This window comes from Methanosarcina sp., from assembly GCF_028693135.1.
In the GTDB taxonomy this organism is placed as follows: domain Archaea; phylum Halobacteriota; class Methanosarcinia; order Methanosarcinales; family Methanosarcinaceae; genus Methanosarcina.
The window spans coordinates 21,427-40,292 of record NZ_JAQUVZ010000004.1 but is presented as its reverse complement, the minus strand read 5'-3'; the positions used below and the strand labels follow the sequence as shown (position 1 = coordinate 40,292).

Annotated in this window: 15 protein-coding genes; all 15 read right to left on the bottom strand. The window is 45.1% G+C overall.

Features of this window, described 5'->3' with window-relative positions; all coding sequences use genetic code 11:
- Positions 1-11 precede the first annotated feature (11 nt).
- On the bottom strand, positions 12-1,103 hold the full coding sequence (locus PHF18_RS02955) for an L-threonylcarbamoyladenylate synthase (protein WP_300098087.1): 1,092 nt from the start codon (positions 1,101-1,103) through the stop codon (positions 12-14).
- Positions 1,104-1,213: 110 nt separating this feature from the next.
- Positions 1,214-2,542 (bottom strand): type III ribulose-bisphosphate carboxylase, encoded by a 1,329-nt coding sequence (gene rbcL / locus PHF18_RS02950; RefSeq protein WP_300098392.1) that lies wholly within the window; start codon positions 2,540-2,542, stop codon positions 1,214-1,216.
- A gap of 271 nt (positions 2,543-2,813) precedes the next feature.
- Positions 2,814-4,772: a hydantoinase/oxoprolinase family protein gene (locus PHF18_RS02945; RefSeq protein WP_300098084.1), complete on the bottom strand. Its 1,959-nt coding sequence runs from the start codon at positions 4,770-4,772 to the stop codon at positions 2,814-2,816.
- Between the two features lie 234 nt (positions 4,773-5,006).
- Positions 5,007-5,699 carry a metallophosphoesterase gene (locus PHF18_RS02940; RefSeq protein WP_300098081.1) on the bottom strand — a complete coding sequence of 231 codons (693 nt, stop codon included), beginning with the start codon at positions 5,697-5,699 and terminating at the stop codon, positions 5,007-5,009.
- Positions 5,700-6,646: 947 nt separating this feature from the next.
- Positions 6,647-7,054 carry a monovalent cation/H(+) antiporter subunit G gene (mnhG, locus tag PHF18_RS02935; RefSeq protein WP_300098079.1) on the bottom strand — a complete coding sequence of 136 codons (408 nt, stop codon included), beginning with the start codon at positions 7,052-7,054 and terminating at the stop codon, positions 6,647-6,649.
- A complete protein-coding gene (locus tag PHF18_RS02930; RefSeq protein ID WP_300098077.1) occupies positions 7,054-7,329 on the bottom strand; it encodes a monovalent cation/H+ antiporter complex subunit F in 276 nt (91 codons plus the stop codon). The genes mnhG and PHF18_RS02930 overlap by 1 nt, the downstream gene beginning before the upstream one ends.
- Positions 7,326-7,823, bottom strand: a complete 498-nt coding sequence (locus PHF18_RS02925) for a Na+/H+ antiporter subunit E (RefSeq protein ID WP_300098075.1) — start codon at positions 7,821-7,823, stop codon at positions 7,326-7,328. The genes PHF18_RS02930 and PHF18_RS02925 overlap by 4 nt, the downstream gene beginning before the upstream one ends.
- Positions 7,820-9,388, bottom strand: coding sequence for a proton-conducting transporter membrane subunit (locus PHF18_RS02920; protein WP_300098073.1), 1,569 nt, complete (start codon positions 9,386-9,388; stop codon positions 7,820-7,822). Before PHF18_RS02920 ends, PHF18_RS02925 begins: the two co-directional genes overlap by 4 nt.
- On the bottom strand, positions 9,385-9,810 hold the full coding sequence (locus PHF18_RS02915; protein WP_300098070.1) for an NADH-quinone oxidoreductase subunit K: 426 nt from the start codon (positions 9,808-9,810) through the stop codon (positions 9,385-9,387). Before PHF18_RS02915 ends, PHF18_RS02920 begins: the two co-directional genes overlap by 4 nt.
- A complete protein-coding gene (locus tag PHF18_RS02910) occupies positions 9,803-10,258 on the bottom strand; it encodes a monovalent cation/H+ antiporter subunit B (protein WP_300098068.1) in 456 nt (151 codons plus the stop codon). Before PHF18_RS02910 ends, PHF18_RS02915 begins: the two co-directional genes overlap by 8 nt.
- The gene (gene mbhE, locus PHF18_RS02905) at positions 10,258-12,678 is read right to left on the bottom strand and encodes a hydrogen gas-evolving membrane-bound hydrogenase subunit E (RefSeq protein ID WP_300098066.1); all 2,421 of its coding nucleotides are present in this window, start codon (positions 12,676-12,678) and stop codon (positions 10,258-10,260) included. The genes PHF18_RS02910 and mbhE overlap by 1 nt, the downstream gene beginning before the upstream one ends.
- A 1,569-nt stretch (positions 12,679-14,247) precedes the next feature.
- Entirely contained in the window at positions 14,248-14,745 is a 498-nt protein-coding gene (locus PHF18_RS02900) for an Hsp20/alpha crystallin family protein (protein WP_300098064.1), read from the bottom strand.
- Positions 14,746-14,778: 33 nt separating this feature from the next.
- Positions 14,779-15,303, bottom strand: a complete 525-nt coding sequence (gene hsp20 / locus PHF18_RS02895; RefSeq protein ID WP_300098062.1) for an archaeal heat shock protein Hsp20 — start codon at positions 15,301-15,303, stop codon at positions 14,779-14,781.
- Between the two features lie 139 nt (positions 15,304-15,442).
- Positions 15,443-17,707 carry a CDC48 family AAA ATPase gene (locus tag PHF18_RS02890; protein WP_300098059.1) on the bottom strand — a complete coding sequence of 755 codons (2,265 nt, stop codon included), beginning with the start codon at positions 17,705-17,707 and terminating at the stop codon, positions 15,443-15,445.
- Entirely contained in the window at positions 17,704-18,396 is a 693-nt protein-coding gene (locus tag PHF18_RS02885; protein WP_300098056.1) for an ArsR family transcriptional regulator, read from the bottom strand. Before PHF18_RS02885 ends, PHF18_RS02890 begins: the two co-directional genes overlap by 4 nt.
- Between the last annotated feature and the right edge of the window lie 470 nt (positions 18,397-18,866).

Below are 18,866 nucleotides of genomic sequence, written 5' to 3'. Positions count from 1 at the left end.
GTACAACCGACTTAAACAGCATGCCTTACGGAGGCAGCTTCTCTTAACCGGTTAAGGAGTGCAGTTCCAAGTCCTGAAGGGGAAAAAGAGCCGTCAGCCAGAATTACATCCAGACTTTTCGTGTCCAGAACCCTGAGCCCTTCAAATAGTCTTCTGGCAGCTTCCTCAGGCTCTTCGCGGGACCCCAGTAAAAAGCATTCATATGCACTCAATCTTTCAGAAGCAAAAAAGCCTGCGGTCTCATCGCTAAGCAGAAGTCCGACTTTCTTGCCCTCGCGTCGGTAATTTTCGAGCAGGGTATCAATCTTTTCGGAAACTTTTTTCATTTCCCCTTCCATAAGCACGACCTGCGCATCCGGGGCATAATGCCCGTATTTCTGACCTGCCTGCTTTTCAGGCATAGCCCCTCCAGTCCCAGCTTCAGTCCCCCCATAAGCGGACCTGACTTTACCTATAACCCTTTCAAGCTCTTCAATTCCCACGGCTCCGGGCCGCAACACCACCGGAGGTTCAACTGTCATATCAACAACAGTTGACTCAAGCCCTATAGCTGCTCCCCCTCCGTCAATAACCGCATCAATTCTGCCTGTAAGGTCAGCCAGGACATGGGCTGCCAGACTGGGACTGGGCTTTCCCGAGAGGTTCGCACTCGGAGCAGCCAGAGGAGTGCCTGCCCTCTTTATAAGCTCCAGAGGAATCCTGTGGTCAGGCATGCGGAGCCCTATCGACGGCAGGTTTCCCGAGGTAATTCCCGGGACAATGTCATTTTTCTCCAGAACAATCGTAAGGGGCCCAGGCCAGAAAGCGTCCATAAGCCTGAAAGCTTTTTCAGGGATGTTTTTTGTAATCTTTCCGAGGTCTTCCCTGGAATGGACGAGCAGGCTAAGAGGATTGCCAGGCGGGCGTTCCTTTGCTTCAAAGATTTTCCGGACAGCATCAGGGTCCAACCCGTCAGCTCCAAGCCCATAAACAGTTTCCGTGGGGAAGGCAACTGTCCCGCCCCTTCTGATAATCGCCGCAGCCTCTTCAAGAATGACGTCAAAGTTCTCTTCAGAGATCCGGAAAATCCGGGTCTTTATTTTATTTCCGTTTTCTGCCTGCACCGAAGGTAAACTCCTTATTGATAAGTATCCTGCTATTGTTTATGTGTTTTACAGCTTGTAAATTGCTCTTAGCAACTGGTTCTTATTATACATCCTGGTCGCTGCGTAGCTTATTTCTGAAGCCACTTCCCGAGAGCAGCTTCAAGTTCTTTGTGGTCCTTTGCATAGTCCTGCATGCTGACTCCTTCAAGGCTTGCATCAAGAGCCTGCCTGCAGGCAGTAGCTCCGGCTGCCGTACCCATCGGATGCGCATGGATTCCGCCACCGAATTGCATAATAACATCTTTTCCGAAGATGGAGTAAAGGTCAGGAATCATTGTAGGAGCGAGCCCTCCGGATGCTACCGGGAACATTGGCTTTAATCCCCCCCAGTCCTGGGTAAGAACATGCTGGCTCTCATCCGCAGGCACTTTCTCGAGCACGCACTCGTCCCTTAGAGACAGGACTTCATGCTTCTCTCCGTGCATCTTCCCGACAACCGTGCCTATATGGAGCTGGTCAAGCCCTATCAACCTGCAGAGCTTGGCAACGAGAACCATGCTTATCCCATGGCGGGGGTTTCGAGTATACGCTGAATGCATGCAGCGGTGGGCATGAAGGGCAAGACCCGCATCTTCAGCCTCTTCCCGCAGGGTCTGAAGAGCAGTCCAGCCTACCGGCACGATATCGATCATTGCATAGCTGGCCCCTAGGTCTTTGAGGACATTTAAGCGCCGGAACATTTCCTTACAGGTCGGGGCTGTGATGTTGCAGAGATACATCTTCTTCTCCCCAGTCTCGACTTCAGCTTTTTCTGCGATTTTCAGGGTGAGTTCAGCCCTTCTGTCAAAGCCATTGAACTTCTGGTCGGTAAGGTTCTCATCATCTTTAACGAGGTCACAGCCTCCGGCAAAAGAATTGTACGCAACTTCCGCATGTTTCTCAGAGGTCAAGCCTACCTTCGGCTTAACGATAGTCCCGATAAGGGGGCGGTCATACACACCCACAAGTTTCCTGATCCCCTGCAGCCCGAAGTTCGGACCTTTGAACTCGCGGAGCATTGACCTGGGAAAGGCTATATCCTGCAGCCTGAGGTTGTCAACGATTTTCATACTGAAGATGTTTCCTGCAACAGCACTCAGCACCTGGGGGACGGAACCCAGTTCAAAAAGGTCTTCCGAGTAAGCCACCCTTACGGTCTGTGATTCTTCGTCCAGGTAAAAAACGTGAGGTTTTAATTTCGCTGCAAGTTCGGGACTCAATGTGGAAATCTCAGTCCAGGAGTCTATAGAGCTTTCCCCTGCCATGTGGGTGGCAGCTTCCTCAAAATTCACTCCTGCCGACGGTTCGATATGGAATTCACAGATCAGATCTGTGTCTTTTGGGCTATAGTCCCTGTCTATGTAGTCCCTGCGCATTTTCTTCACTCCTTTGGAATAAGCACTTTTACAGAATAAAATTCAGTTATATAGAATAATAGTTCTGATAGAAGGAGGTAACTAAACATAAATAAAAATTTGTTTATCAGAACCGAAAAACCTGACCGAACGGGAAAAGGGGCTGGAGGAGAAGGAAAAAAGAGGGAACTCCTGTAATCTCCAGAAAAAGGGAAAGGAAACAAAAAGGATATTATGAGAACTGAAGTCCTATTCGGAAATCTTTTATAATCCCCTGATAAGGTCAGCTCTCTAATTGGAAAATACTTTTAAGGTTCTTTACTTTTAAGGTTCGTTACTGCTCCAGCCTCAAAGGGTTTCCTATACCAAGCCCCGTCAAACGAGTCTCTTTATGGGCTCCGAAACCAGGATTGAAATCCTTTCTTTCAAAGTCAAAACGGATCTGATCTTTCTGCAGCCCGTACCCATCCATATGATCGAAAATCAGTTTTTCCATAAGCTCCGTCCCATAATCCACAGCCTCAAGATAATTATCTGCAACCTTCCTTTCTACTTCAGAGAACACATGATACTGCTCGGTTCCGAAACCTACCGGCCGAATTAAAATTTCACTTCTCTTGATGACGTTACCAGCCAGGGCTCCTGCGGCATTGCCCACTTCATGGAATTCGGGAACCCTGATATCCGCATCGATAAATTCTCTGAGTTCGGGCACATAGGCTTTGACAGGCGCTCCGATCATTACGACCGGAATATTGATTTTGAACTTTGTGAAGCGAGTGTTTTCCAGCAGTTTTTCAAGGTCTTCCCGCTTGAAGTCTTTGGCAAAGAATGCCAGCAGGTCAAGAGCAATATTTTTTGCAAAATTTCGTTTTATTTCCCGGGAAAAACTTTCAGGATCCAGCCCGAGATAGTTGCCAAGAATTTTTGCTCCCAGCCAGGAAGCAGTACTGTTCCACATTTCATACTCTCCAAGCACATGGAGGGCATCCGTAGGTGTGAAACCTATATGGTAGATGCAGCGCTTCTGGACCAGAGAACGCAGAGCCTTTACAAACTGCAGAGGATGTTTTCCAACTGTTTCAGAAATATCGGATACCGAAACCGGCTCATATCCTATAACATCAAAGATCTGACGTTCATAATTTTCCAGTTCAAATTCGATGGAGTAATTAAGAGCATGTACGTCATCATCTGCCCCCGCATTCCCGCTTCTGACAAAGAAACTTGCTGGCTGGAAAATATCATCCATTATCCTGTCCGAAATTTTTTCAGCTTTCCTCAACTTGTCTTCAAGGAAAGGATAGTCTGAAGCTGCAAGGCAGAGAGGAATAACCCTGTTCGGGCCAATATAGATTTTTCTCTGTACCCCGACGTGGCTGTCCCCTCCCATAGCCGAGGTTCTGATCCTGACCGCCCTGACCATAGTTTTCCAGTTTCCCACTACAGCCCCATTTTCACTGATCTCGGGAACTCCGCCCTCTATCAGAGCAATATCGGTGCTCGTGCCTCCCACATCCACAGCCACGCAGGTTTTCAAGCCGCTTATATGGGCAGCCCCTACAAGGCTTGCGGCAGGGCCTGAAAAAATAGACTCTACGGGCTTTTCAAGAGCCTCTTCAATGCGGGCAAGGGAACCGTCGCATTTCATTACCATCATGGGAGCTTTGATATTTCGTGCTTCCATTACCGATAGAACGGCCCGGATGAACTGAGTGGTTATCGGGATCAAGCGAGCGTTCAGAACTGCAGTTACTGCCCTTTCGTAAGCTCCCAGGCTCAGGGAAAGTTCGTGCCCGCAGACAACAGGCTTATCGGTCAACCTTTCTATTGCTTTTTTTACTGAAAGCTCATGTTCCGGGTTCCGTACGGAAAAATAAGAAGATACGGCATATGAAAAGAGCCTGCCTCTGGTGCTGTTAACGAATTGTTCCGCAGAATTAAGTTCAAGGCAACTAACTTCGTTTCCTTTTGAATCGTGGCCGCCATCTATGGAAATTATCTCACTAGCCGGGATATTTCCATTGACTTTATAGCCTACCAGAATCAGGCCTGCAGGATGGCCTTTGCCTTCCAGTGTGGAGTTTGTAGAAAGAGTTGTGGATACCGAAACAAGTTTTATATCCTCCAGATACTCCTGTTTTAAGCCTGCAACTACTTTTTCTATCCCTTCAACCAGATTGGAATGCGTAGTTAGTGCTTTATTAGAATCAAGAATGCTGCCGTCTGCAAGGTTCATTAAAACGGCGTCAGTGTATGTCCCACCAGTATCGATTCCTAAACCAAGTTTCATAGTTTATAAGTTATTTCCAAAAATATAACATAGCCGACCGGGATTTTGCAGGAGTATAAGGTTCTGGAGGAGGGTAAAATATTGATGGGGACGAAATAATAGAGGAGACGAAATATTGAAAGAAAAGAATCAGGGAAATATGGGAAGGAGCAGTAAAAAAAGATGAGTAAGATGGAGGAAACGGATAAAAGAAATCTGAAGTTTCCAGGACTATTTCAATTCTTAACCCCCCTATTATATTATACTGTCCACAACCCGCTCTTTTTCTCCTCCGGCGAAAACTCTGTGAACTTGCAGGTGCCAGCGAGTACATCCAGGTTCAGGCGCTTCAAGCTCAATGTAGTTGTAACACTGTGAGACTTTTCCCCGGACCTTGGACGAACAGACTGTTCCTGCACTGACAACAAGCATGTCGTTTAATCTCCAGGCCCAGGGAATATGCCAGTGCCCGCAGAGCACAAGGTTCACACCTGAACGGTCCAGAAGCTCAAGAACGTCTCCTGCGTCCACAAGCACATTATTTCCCCTGCCTGTCCGGGGAATTGGAATCAGATGGTGGTGAAGGGCAAAAACCTTAAAACCGCCTGCTGAGAGAGCCTTCTCTATCCAGCCGTAGTTTTCCCTTCCGATGTGCCCTTCTTCAAGTTCCGGCTGGGAAGAATCAAGCCCTACAACTGTGACTTCCCCAAAGCGCCCAAAAGAAGACCTGGCCTTGAAAATGTCCTCGAAGAAAAGATAACCTGCATTTCTGGAGTCATGATTTCCGGGAACTATCACCTTGTTTTTGCATTCAATCCTGTCAATGAAGTTTTTTGCCCCATTATACTCGGCTGCGAGTCCGTTTTCTGTAAGATCGCCTGTAATTACAACAATATCAGGGCTATCCTGATTTATTTTTTCGAGCATTGCATCTGCAATTTCCGGCATATAGTATGCCTCTGAGAAATGGATGTCTGAAAGATGTACCATTCTTATAATATCTATTCCTCTCTGTCCTGCTGTTCACATTTCTGACTTTTTCAGGGTTAGAATTCGGGGGGATGGATATATAGTTATTCGATATAGTCTATATAAGTAAGAAAAAGAGAGACATTCAGAAAGGATCTATATACCAACAATGCCAGAGAACCTGTATATCTGATAATATTCTGGCTGAAAAATAGCTTGAAAATGCTTTAATCCCTTAAAAAAGCCAGTTTAAATCCCGGAAATATTCCATCCATGATTTTTACTTCAGGGATATTCAGTGACGAATCACTTGTTAAAAGGTGGCTCTGATTCGTTTTTCGGCCCAATTAGACTCTTTTAAGACCGGTTTTTCCCTGTATCAGAACTTTTCGGACTCGAGATTTTCCGTAGTTCCAATTTGGCCTTATCTTCTGTAGAATCCTGTTTAGACCTTTTTTCAGATCCATTTTGATCCATCTTCAAGTTGGTTCCCAAAAAAAGAATCCAACTTCTGCGTACCTGACAAAGAAAGCCTTAATTTATCCGGGATTCACTGGCATATGTAAGTGAGATATAAAAATAGATAACATAACCGACTCTCTTTTTAGAAGGCAAAAAAAATTTGATTATGTGTAAAAAAACATTAGACTCTCAATTTCAAAATAAGCCTTTTTTACATAGAGGGTGATTTTTATCTTGCTGAAATAAACTCGTCCCCTCAAATTTAAAGCCGTATAATTTTTTACAGATATTATATGGAAAACGAAAAAGAATCTGAAAACAGAAATTCGATTGAACCAAAAAACCGAATTAAAACTGGATAAAAAAGAAGCAAACGCCTGATAGAATAGATATAAATCGGAAAAACAAAACCCCGATAAAAAACAAAATGATGAATGTGTTTGAAAAACACATTCATTTTATTTTTATTTTTGTCTCTTTGGTACGCTTTTTGATCCATTTTTTGGTACGCTTTTTGGTACGCTTTTTGGCCCGTGTTCAGGTCCGTATTCGTCCAGGCAGGTACCTTCACAGAGTTTTACTCCTGAGTGGTAGGCTGCCTTGCCGATCATATGGCCTGAAATGGGGGCTGTAAGCATGATAAAGATCGCTACAGTCAGCGCCTTTACTCCCATTGGCGTATAGCCCTCCTGGATGATGATACTCGCCAGGACTCCGAGAGCACCCAGAGTTGCAACCTTGGTTGTTGCGTGCAACCTGTTGTATACATCAGGTAAACGCAGCAGGCCGAGCATTCCAAGACAGAGGAATATAAGCCCTACTACAAGGAAGAATATACTGATTATATCCAGTATAGTCGCGATTATAGTCATCACAGCACCTCCCCTGTATCGATATACTTTGCTACTATTACTGTCCCCACAAAGGAGATGACTGAAAGTAGCATGGCTACGTCCATGAGGAAGATCGACCTCCCCTGGAAAGCATAGAGAGCAAATATCATTGCAAGGACGTTACCCACAGCATCTGATGCTGCAATCCTGTCAGGGAGGGTCGGGCCGTACAGAACTCTGTACGTACTCGGCACCAGAGCGACTACCATAACAACCAGCGCCAGGAAATCTGCCTGTTCCAGTGTAATAATCATTCGAATGCCTCCAGTACATAGTGTTCAAGATCATCCCGAATGGAATCACGAATGCCCTGGGGATCTGTTGCATCGATAGAATGCACATAGAGGATCGTTTTGTCGTCCGAAATATCCACGGTAAGGGTTCCGGGGGTAAGGGTAATGGTGTTAGCAATACCCGTAATTCCAATATTGGTTTTGGTCCGGATAGGAACCGCGATAATTCCCGGTTTGATGTCTATCGTGGGTTTGATGACGATCTTTGCGACTGCTATGTTGGCCTTTATGATCTCCTTGATCAGAACGTAAAGATATATGATTTTCTTCGGAATCTTTGAAATCCAGTCTCCCGTGGGGTGTACCACCTCGTCCAGCCTGTACAGCTTGCTGAAGGGCGATACAACTATGACTCCAAAGAGGAGACCAAGTAGAATGCTGCCAAGGGTTATTTGTCCGCTGACAAGGCACCAAACAACTGGAAGTGCCATATAGGTAAGTGTACGACGCTTCATCTTATCACCCTCACCATTACTGCATCAATATAAGGCTGAGGATCAATAATCTGGTTTGCAATGGTCTGTGATAACTGCACAACAGGTTCAGGGTACAGTCCAAGGATCAGCACAATAGCTGCCAGTATCAGGACTGGAGCTACAATCAAGGGAGACAGTTTGTGGTGAGAATATTCCCCGTACTGTGGGTCCCGTTCTCCCCAGAATATAAGCATCCAGCCTCTAAACATGTAGAAGAGGGTAAAGACCGCAAAGATCAGAGCTATCCCTATGGGCATGTAAAACTGAGATCTAAGACCTGCATCAAAGAGCAGGAACTTGGAGATGAATCCTCCCATAGGGGGAACTCCACCAATTGACATGGCTCCCACAAGGAAAGCAACACCCATCATAGGAGCTTTGCTGACCATGCCTCCCATCTGCCGCATATCCCTTGTCTCGGCAGTGTGGATGATTCCACCCGAGGTAAGGAACAACATGCTCTTTGCAAGTGCATGGTTTATCAGGTAGACCACGGACGCGCCAAGGATTAGAGTTGCAGCCTCAGCCTCACCGGCTGCATTTGCCATTGCTGCCATCCCAAAGCCTAAGAAGACATATCCTATCTGGGATACACTGGAATAAGCCAGCATACGCTTAACATCCGTCTGCCCTATTGCCGAAGTTGCCCCCAGGCCCAGGGTGACCAGAGCCATGAAGAGAATGACTGGTCCGTACACTGCCTGGAAAGGAGCAAACATCATAAAGAGGACCCTGAGTATACCGTAAGCTCCGATCTTTATGATCACACCACTGAGCATTGCACTGATCGGGGACGGAGCTGTAGGGTGCACATCCGGAAGCCAGTAGTGCAGAGGGAACATTGCTGCCTTACCACCAAATACAATGATAAAGAGCAAACCCACTGCATACAGATGCCATGGGACAGCCCCTGCCTCAGCAAGCACCCTGATCTTAAGGGTAATATCTGCCATGTTCAGGGAACCGATGGATGCGTACAGTGATGTGACTGCAATCAGCATCACATTGCCCCCGAGAATGTTCAGGACCAGGTACTTCATTGTAGCTTCCATCTTGTCCGAAATCTTCGTAACCTTTGAGTTTTCGTTTGAAACTATCAAAGCTGCCGAGGAAAGCAGCATTATTTCGAAGAAGACGAACATGTTGAAGATATCCCCTGTCAGGAATATCCCGTTGATGCCTGCAAGCATCAGGTTGTAAAGGGAGTGGTAGGTCTGGTTCAGGGATTTGTCTTCTATGTAATCATAGGAATAAACTAAACCCAAAAAGCCAATTAGGCAGTTCAGGACAACCATCCCGGCACCCAGCAGATCGGCTACAATTACGATTCCATACTTTCCGAATTCTCCTACATCATATGCAATAATTCCGTGCTTCCAGACGGTTGTGATCAGGAGCGCGCTTAAGCACAATAAACCAAAGCCAACTACGATGTCGATTACCTTTTGCAGCCCTGGACTGCCTTTGGTCAGGATTGTGATCGGAGCCATTAACAGAGGGATAGCAATCAGGAAGATCGGCAAATTATCCATTAAAAAGCTCATTCTCGAAGCCTCCTGAGTTCCTGGACATCAATAGTACCATATTCCTCATTGATGCGGTAGCAAAGAGTCAATACGAATGCTGTGGTCGCAAGCCCGATCACGATGGCTGTGAGTACGAGAGCCTGCACAAGAGGGTCCACGAATTCTGTATATGGAGTGGTTGTTATCGGCCCGAGAATTCCAGCTGCCAGGTTATCATTATAGATAAGGCCCTGGCCAAGACCTTCTATAGCCTGCTCGTGCTCCAGAATCGGTACAAGAGTACCGTCACTGAAAACTCCACCTCCAACGATATACAGGTTAATGGCATGGGAAATTATACCGAAACCGATGATAATTTTCATCATGTCCCTGCGAAGAACCAGGAAAGTTCCGATTCCGAAGAGCAGAGCGATCGTAAGCTCAAGGAAAAAATTATTCATGTTCTCCCTCCGAGCCGTTATCGGTTCCTAATTTAGTTGCAATAAACAGCAGACCTCCAATCACTACGAAGTACACACCAAGGTCAAAGAACCCGGATGAAACCAGTTCAATCTCAAACAGGTGAATACCTCCTACTTCTACGGGAATGAAATCCCAGGCGCTTCTGAAGAATTTGTGGCCTGCAAATAAGGGAGTCCAGGCAGTTATGCTTGCAAACAGGAGCCCGTATCCAAACCACATGTGCCAGTCCGGGTTCCAGATTTTTTTGATCTCATCAACCCCGTATGCGACATAGATCAATCCGATCCCAGCCGCACACAGCACACCGCCGATGAAACCTCCACCTGGCCTGTTACCTCCGATGAGCAGAAGATCGATTGAATAGAGCATATCGATCATCAAACAGATCTTTGCGATTGTTTTGGTAATTATCGTGGTATCGGCCATTATTCCTTACCTCCCTTCACCTTTTTTGCTCTGCTCAGGATAAGGTTGTACACCCCAAGGGCTGCTAAGGAAAGGACTGAAATTTCTCCGATGGTATCATATCCTCTGAAGTCCACGACTATCACGTTGACCACATTGAGTCCGCCGGTCATTGCCAGAGCCTTCTCCATGAAGTAGTAATTGAAGGTCTCGAACGGGGCCAATACCCCAATGTTTGCATTTAACATTACGGCGAGAACACCAAACGCGACAACGCCTGAGATTAGCAGGTTCACCGTAACCTTACCTACCGGCATAGGCTCCTTGAACTTCTGGGGAATCTTCATGAGTACCAGGATGAAGATAATGGTGGACAGTGTTTCTACACAGACCTGGGTCATTGCAAGGTCAGGGGCTTTGAGGTATATGTAAAGCAGGGATACCAGGAAACCAAGCTCTGATAGGGATATGACCGCAGGCAGATATTTCGGCAGGACTGCAGCACCAAGCGCTGCCAGAATCATCAGGGAGTACAGTACAATTTCATAAGGCTGTGCCGCATAGTTTATCCCTGCAGGCAGAAGATTGCCAATTCCTATACCCATGCCTATACTAAACTTATAGACCGGCCAGAATATCAGGAAAATCATAAAGAGTAGTGTCATCTTGACATACACTCCAATGGGTCCTGGCTGGGCAAACGCTGCGAACTTGTGGGTTATTTCCCTTGCGTTGTTTACGATTGCATCGTACCAGTAGTTCGTGCTGACCCAGGGAAGCTTGGCGTTGAAACTGTTCTGCCAGGCAGCAATTGAGTCATAGAACTTGTAAAGCACAATACCGATGGCAAAGGTTGCTATCGTCATCAAAAGCGGCGTGGTTACTCCATGCCACAGCGCTACATGCAAGTGTTCTGCGTGGGGGACAAGGCCACTATAAGCAGGCTGGATCAGGGTTTCGATCGGGAACTTGGGATAGAGCCCGAAAAAGATGATCAGACCTACAAGGAAAACTGCCGGGCCCAGCATAACCCAGGGAGCTTCGTGAACATGGTGAGGGACATCGTGATCATGTGTCCTCTCTCCAAGGAAGATCCCGTCTATCAGTTTGATAGAGTACATAAGGGTGAATACACCACCAAGCACTGCAACAGCCGGGAAGACAATAGCCCACGGTCCTCCGTAAGTTTCTGAAACCAGCTTGCCTATCTCAAGGGATGTTTCATAGAACATTTCCTTGCTCAGGAACCCGTTGAGTGGAGGGACACCAGCCATTGAGGCTGCTGCGATCACCGCAACTATAAACGTTTTTGGCATTTCCTTACGCAAACCACCCAGTTTTCTGATATCTCGGGTTGTCGTCTCGTGAGCCACGATACCTGCTACAAGGAAGAGGGTAGCTTTGAAGGTAGAGTGATTCAGCATATGGAAAGTTGCTGCCGCAAAGCCCAGTCCTGGGTGTTCGGCCGTACTATAACCATACATAGTCATCAGGTAGGCCAGCTGGCTGATTGTCGAGTAAGCCAGGATGGCTTTGATATCGGTCTGCCGGAAAGCCATGAAGCCCGCCATAACCATGGTGATCATCCCTGTCCCGGCAACCAGGACCAGCCATTCGGTGGTTCCCGAAAGGATGGGGTGCATCCTTGCAACCAGATAGACACCAGCCTTGACCATTGTAGCCGAGTGGAGGAACGCGCTCACAGGAGTCGGAGCTTCCATAGCGTTAGGCAACCAAATATAAAATGGCCCCTGTGCAGATTTGGAAGCAGCCCCTATGAAGATCAGGATCAGAGCTGCAACGTATAAGTTGCTTCCATGGAGGACTCCAAGGAGTTCAGAGTTCTGAGCCAATCCAGAGATCGCATAAGTGCCCGTAATGACCCTGAGCACCAGGAAGCCTGCGAACATGAAAAGTCCGCCACCGGCAGTTACCAGAAAGGCTTTGGTTGCGCCGTATACGGATTCTGGTCTTTCTCTCCAGTATCCGATAAGCATAAAAGATGTTATACTAGTCAGTTCCCAGAAAATAAACATCTGGATCGTATTATCTGTGTAGGCAATACCCAGCATTGCACCCATAAAGAGTAAGAGCCACTGGTAATACCTTGGCAGGTCTTCCTTTATGGACATATAACCGTTTGAATAGGACATGATGATAACACCAATGCCTGAAACGATTAATGCCAGGAGAACGGCCATGCCGTCTCCATAAAAGTCTAAGGATAGACCCGCTGCCGGTAACCAGGCAAACGAACCTTTTACAGGAGTACCCGCCATAGCGTACGGGATTACCTGGACGTTCAACACAAAACACGTAAATGCGATAAGTGCTGCAATCCAGCCAATCCTCTGTTTAAATACTTTATATAACGCAGGTAATGTCCATGCAAGTATAAATGGTAAAAAGACAGCTATTACTATTGCATTAAATGGATCCATGAATCATCAACCCAACCTCTTTAGTTTTTTGGTCATTGATAATTAATAGTGAATACTAGTCAGGTTCAAAAGTTTCAATTTAGAATTCAATCCACATAGGAAATAAAGATATAATGTAATATTATATTTCCCTCGCGTATACTCTTTTTTCATATAGTAAAAATGTTTCGGTTTTTGTTTGACACATCATCAGTATCAAGCAAACTATTTTGCGTCCAAAATTGCACACGAAATCTCCCAAAATAATTCCCTGATTACAGCAAATACCTCCCTTTCAAAACTGCAGATTTTTACATAACTTAAATTACATCCCACTTTTCTCGTTGAAATTTTAGCTTTACTCAGCCTTTAATGCTATCGATTTTATCAGTATAGGGGTTTAATGGAACTATGTGCAATATTCCAGATCAGAACTAAATAAATATAAAGATCTAAAACCGATAGCATCAGGTTCACTAAATTCCATGTGGATTCCCAAATATTTGAATATTTCCAAAAAACACTATCAAGAAAAACAGCAATTTCGAGGAAAAAAACAGGGAAATAAAGGTCAGAGAAAAGTTTTTCCCTTTTTGAGTAGCAATTTAATCAGGATAATTGGTTAAATTAATTGGTAAGTTACCCCCTCAATCAGTATAATTTATTTCGATCACTAAAACTGTGTATCAGAAGATTTAATTTGAGAAAGCAATAGAGAATGATTCAGTAACAGATTCATTTAAATTAATTCAATATTAAAATATATAGGATTATATCTCAAAAAATTGACACTTGTATGTAAAATGAATCAAATAGATAAAAAAGAGAAATATGCGCATTGAAAGTAAAAAAAATCAAAATAGAGAGAAACTCGAAAGAATGCTTATTGTCTAAAAAAAGAAAAGCAGGGCAAAAAAAGATCACCAAAAGGAAAAGAGTATATCTAACATAATTATTCGAAACATTCTGGCTTTGAAACTGTCAGAGAAATGCTCTGGAAATGTTTTGGAATTGGGTTTTTCGATAAAAGAAGGGATATTAAAAAATCAACGAGCGGCACGTTAAAAACTCCAGTCGTCTTGTAAAAGGACATGATATTTAAAAAATTACCGTGCTAATATAAAAAAAGTACAAGTATAGAAGAAGAAAAACAATAATTGTTCTATGCTGCTGATTCTATACTCAGCATATTTATCAGGGTTCAGGCTTTTGTTTCCTGCCCTTCACGAAAAAATAAGGCAGGATGCTTTTGACTTTAGTCATGAGAGGAATGCCGTCAATTTTCTGGCATTCCTTTCATGTTTGGATTTCTCCACTCTGCTTTGGAAAAGAATTTCCGTAGCAGGTAACGTACTTTCGTATCTCCTCTCGCCAATGTTGGATATGCTTGTTATGTGTAACACACCGCCCCTACCTCTCAGGACTTTTAATGCTACACGATAGAGCTACAAACTGAGGAAGCATTCGCAGGTATCATGACATTTCCAACGTAGTCAATTAAGACTCAGGCTGGTCAACCGGGGCACTATTACATGCCTGCCACTTTAGTGACGGGTAGTTGACCCTGAAACGGCCCTCTATCTATTCTAATTAATTGATCTCTATTGCTACAGGACTTTCCTCGGGGCAGCGCCTGAAGGTAACCTCAAGCACTCCATTTTTGTAACTTGCTTTTGCACTCTTTGGGTCCACGAGGACAGGGAGTTCTACATCTTCCGAATACTCAGAAAGCCCAATGACTTTAATTTCAAGGTGCTGAGCGGTAGCGTGCAGCAGGAGATCTTTCTTTTCAACCTCCGGGAATTCTACAAGTACATGCACCATGTCCTCATTTTCAAATATGTCAATTAAAGGTTCTTTTGTTTCCGGAGAAAAGAAATTCTCTTCTTTTTGAGAGTATTCCGGAACGTTTCCAAATTCCCGGAGTTCAGTATCTTCCCCCGGGCGGTGAATGATAGAAAATCCGTAAACAAAGGGAACGGACTCCCCCATTTCTTCCAGGAGGGCTTCGATCATCTCTTCCAGGTTATCAAAAAGTTCAGACCCAAAATCTTCAAAGAAATCCTTTTTTTTTCTTGTGCCCACCATTATTACCTCTGATTTTCCTGACGCTCTCGAAGATCATTCGATATTGATAGAAGTTCGAGAACTGGACTCCAGCCTCTTAAAGGTAACTTCCAGCACACCATTCTGATATGTGGCTTTCGCACTCTGGGGGTCTACCTTCACTGGCAGTTCAATACGTTCGGAATATTTTGGATTCCCATCTAATGTTTCGATGTCAAGTATTAAATCAGTTGCGTTCAGTTGGATATATTCTTTCTCGATGCCTGGCATCTCGGCAATCACATGAACCTTTTCCTCGGTTTCCAGTACATCAATAAGGGGTTTTCTTATGTCAAGGTAACGTTTTTCTCCGGTTTCCGCCTGCTCAAACATCGGGAGATTCCCAAATTCCCGGATTTCAGGCTCTTCCCCTGCCCTCTGGGTTACGGAAAATCCGTAAACAAAAGGGTGCTGCCCGAAGTTATCCATACTCATGCCCATAGCCTTACTAAGGCGATCGAACATTTCGTCCATATCCTGGAGGGGGTCAATTCCGAATATTTCATCGAAAAAACTTCTTTTTCTCCTGTCTCTGTCCATCTCATCACATCATTATTAAGTTATGCGTCTTGAGTTTCTTAAGTGAGTACTACTCAAATCAGTTGGTAATTAATTGAAATGGTTATTTTTTCCACTAAAATTAAAAAGGCCGATATTTACCGGCATGTCAGGCAAAACCTCATTTAGCCTGTAGAAAACTCGGAACTTCTTTTTCCTCGCTTTCCTTTGTCTGTTCTTTTGCTTCGGGAGATTCTTCCTCAAACTTAGTTGCATACCTGGCAAAGAGTTCGGCGCTCTTTTCATACACACTCAGGGTTTCTCTGGATGTTGTAGGCCTTACACGGCGGATTGCTTTTTCGAAGTGTTTTTTGGAAATCCGGACATCTCCTACCTTTTCCTGGAGGTCCTTTCGGTCGATACCCGGGGTAACTATTTCCCTGAGGGCGAGCATTGCCGCTTCCCTGCAGATGCCTTCGATATCCGCACCCACATATCCCTCGGTCATATCAGCAAGCTCGGAGATGTTTACGTCTTCTGCAAGAGGTTTTTCTTTTGTGTGGATCTCAAAGATCTTCTCCCTGCCTTCTTTGCCAGGCGGCTTGATGTAAATAAGCCTGTCAAAACGGCCAGGCCTCAGAAGGGCTGGGTCTACCATATCCGGCCGGTTTGTAGCAGCAACTATGATCACGTCCTTGAGTTCCTCTACCCCGTCAAGTTCTGTCAGGATCTGGCTTACCACTCTTTCGGAGACGTGGGTATCGGAAACAGAGCTTCTTTGAGGAGCAATGGAGTCAATTTCATCAAAGAAAATTACAGTCGGAGCAGACTGCTTTGCTTTTCGGAATGTTTCCCTAACTGCACGCTCGGATTCACCCACATATTTACTGAGCAGTTCAGGGCCTTTTATACTTATAAAATTGGCTTCACTTTCGCTTGCAACAGCTTTTGCAAGCAAAGTCTTGCCCGTACCCGGAGGCCCGAAAAGCAGTATACCCCTCGGGGGCTTTATACTGACAGCCGCGAACATTTCGGGATACTTGAGGGGCCATTCCACAGACTCGAGAAGTTCCTGTTTTGCATCCTCCAGCCCGCCTATATCATCCCAGCCCACATGCAGAACTTCAACGTAGACTTCTCGCATGGCTGAAGGCTCGATGTTCTTCAGCGCTTCCCTGAAGTCCTCCTTCGTAACCACCAGGTTGTCAATGATTTCCTGTGGGATCTCCTCTTCAATATCGATTTCAGGGGTGATCCTTCTAAGGGCATGCATAGCGGCTTCCTTGCAGAGAGATGACAGGTCAGCTCCCACAAAACCGTGGGTCACATCTGCAATTTCACCAAGGTTCACTTCATCTTCAAGAGGCATACCTCTGGTGTGGATCAGAAGAATCTGCTTTCTGCCTTTCCGGTCAGGAACTCCAATTTCAATTTCCCGGTCAAACCTTCCGCCGCGGCGGAGAGCTTCATCAATGGAATTCGGACGGTTTGTGGCAGCTATGACCACGACTTCCCCCCTGGACTGGAGCCCGTCCATCAGGGAAAGCAGCTGGGCAACTACTCTTCGTTCCATTTCTCCGGTTACTTCACCGCGTTTGGGAGCAATGGAGTCAATTTCATCTATGAAGATAATGGAAGGTGCATCCTTCTCAGCCTCTTCGAAGATCTCACGGAGTTTTTGTTCACTTTCTCCATAATATTTGGAAACGATTTCAGGCCCGCTTATGGTGATGAAATTGGCATCAGTTTCACTTGCAACTGCCTTTGCAATCATTGTCTTGCCCGTTCCGGGGGGCCCGTGAAGAAGGACCCCTTTGGGAGGCTCGATCCCCAGCTTCTGGAAGAGTTCAGGGTGCCTCATTGGCAGCTCAATCATTTCCCTGACAAGCTGGATTTCCCGCCTGAGCCCCCCGATGTCCTCGTATGAGATGCCTTCCGGAGCCTGGATTTCCTCAATTGATTTTTCCTTGATAACAATTTCAGTGTCTTTGGTGACGACAACCGGCCCTGCGGGTCTTGTAGATGCTACAACGAAAGTAAGGGGGTTATTTACAGTTTCAACCCTGATCTGCTGACCTTTGTTCAGAGGTCTGCCCTCGATTATTCTCAGGATGTAATGGGCACCACCCACAAGCCGGACAGGCTGGGATGGAGCAAGTGTGACCCTTTGCGCATGTTTTACCTCGACCTTCTGGACTGTAACTTTGTCATCAATTCCAACCTTTGCATTACTGCGCAGGTTTCCGTCTATTCGGATCCTGTTCTCCTGCCCATGCTCGACGTTAGGCCAGACAATTGCATAAGTCCTGGATTTACCTAAGATTTCAATTATATCTCCGCTCACAAGATCCATTTGCTGCATCAAACGGGTATCAATTCTTGCAATTCCCCTACCCACATCTTTATGATACGCTTCAGCGACTCTCAGATTCATTTCTTCAGTCATTTCTTCTCAACCTCCGTCTCACAGACTTTCCAGTACTGCTGGTTATTTTTAATCGTGTATTCAACAAACCCTCTTTCTTCCAGATCCACAAGGTTAGATGTAATAATACTAGGGTGAAGGCGCAGGTTATAGCAGAGGACAGCCACTGTCGCCTCGTTTTTCAGAAGCTCAAACAGGAGCTCGCATTCTACAGGGTTTCTTGCAACCTCTTCAACTGAGTCCAGGCATCGGTCCATCAGTTCCATATATTCAACCTGTAGCTGTTTCTGCATTTGCACAAGCTCTTCCTGCTTTACTTTAAGTTCCCGGAGCTCGTTGCTAAGTTTCAGGAAGAAGCAGGAGGATTCATCTCTAACAACAGTTTCTTTCTTCTCGACAGCAGATATTTCCCCTTTTTTCTCCCTGTCAAAATTAATGTCCTGAAGAGACACTGTATACGCATAAGGTGATACGGACACCTCAAGCCTCATGTTATTTGCAATATTGAAGTACTTGCGCCTCTGTTCATCCACACTGAACTCGATCAGCCCTGACTGTTCTAACAGGCTCAGATGACTGATAATCGCCTTTGGCCCGACCCCCAGCCTGCCTGAAATTTCACTGACATAGCAGGGGCGGTTTGCAAGAAGCTGAATAATCTTCCTGCGGTTTTCATTCCCCAGGATGTCAAGTAGTTTTGCTGGGTCCATGTTTTTCCCTCTGGTAATTATTGAAATATTATGATGTATAATTAGTGATAAGTTTTGAATTGTATTTTTTATATATTTTTGTAATAATTATTATGATATATACTTTATATTTAACATAGATTAAATAGTAGCTTAGATCCTTTCTACAGTTCGTTTGAATTGTTGTCTTCCTGCTACTCAAATCTCCGGTAAAGAAAATTTATGAGTTCGTATGACAGAAGTTATCGGAAATCCCTGACAAGAATACTAAATATTGCTAATGCACAATAGTTAGTAACCATTAGTTAGCACTAATTGTATATAAAATTTTCTGTAAAGCTGATAATATAAGAAATTCCCCAGGAATTTAGCAGAAATTTCCCGATAGTACCAGCTTTTTCAGTATTATCAGGGACTGTAGAGAGGAAAATCAGTTTGTTAAAAAATAGATGAGAGGAAAAGTTGTTTGTTAAAAAATAGATGAACGAAAA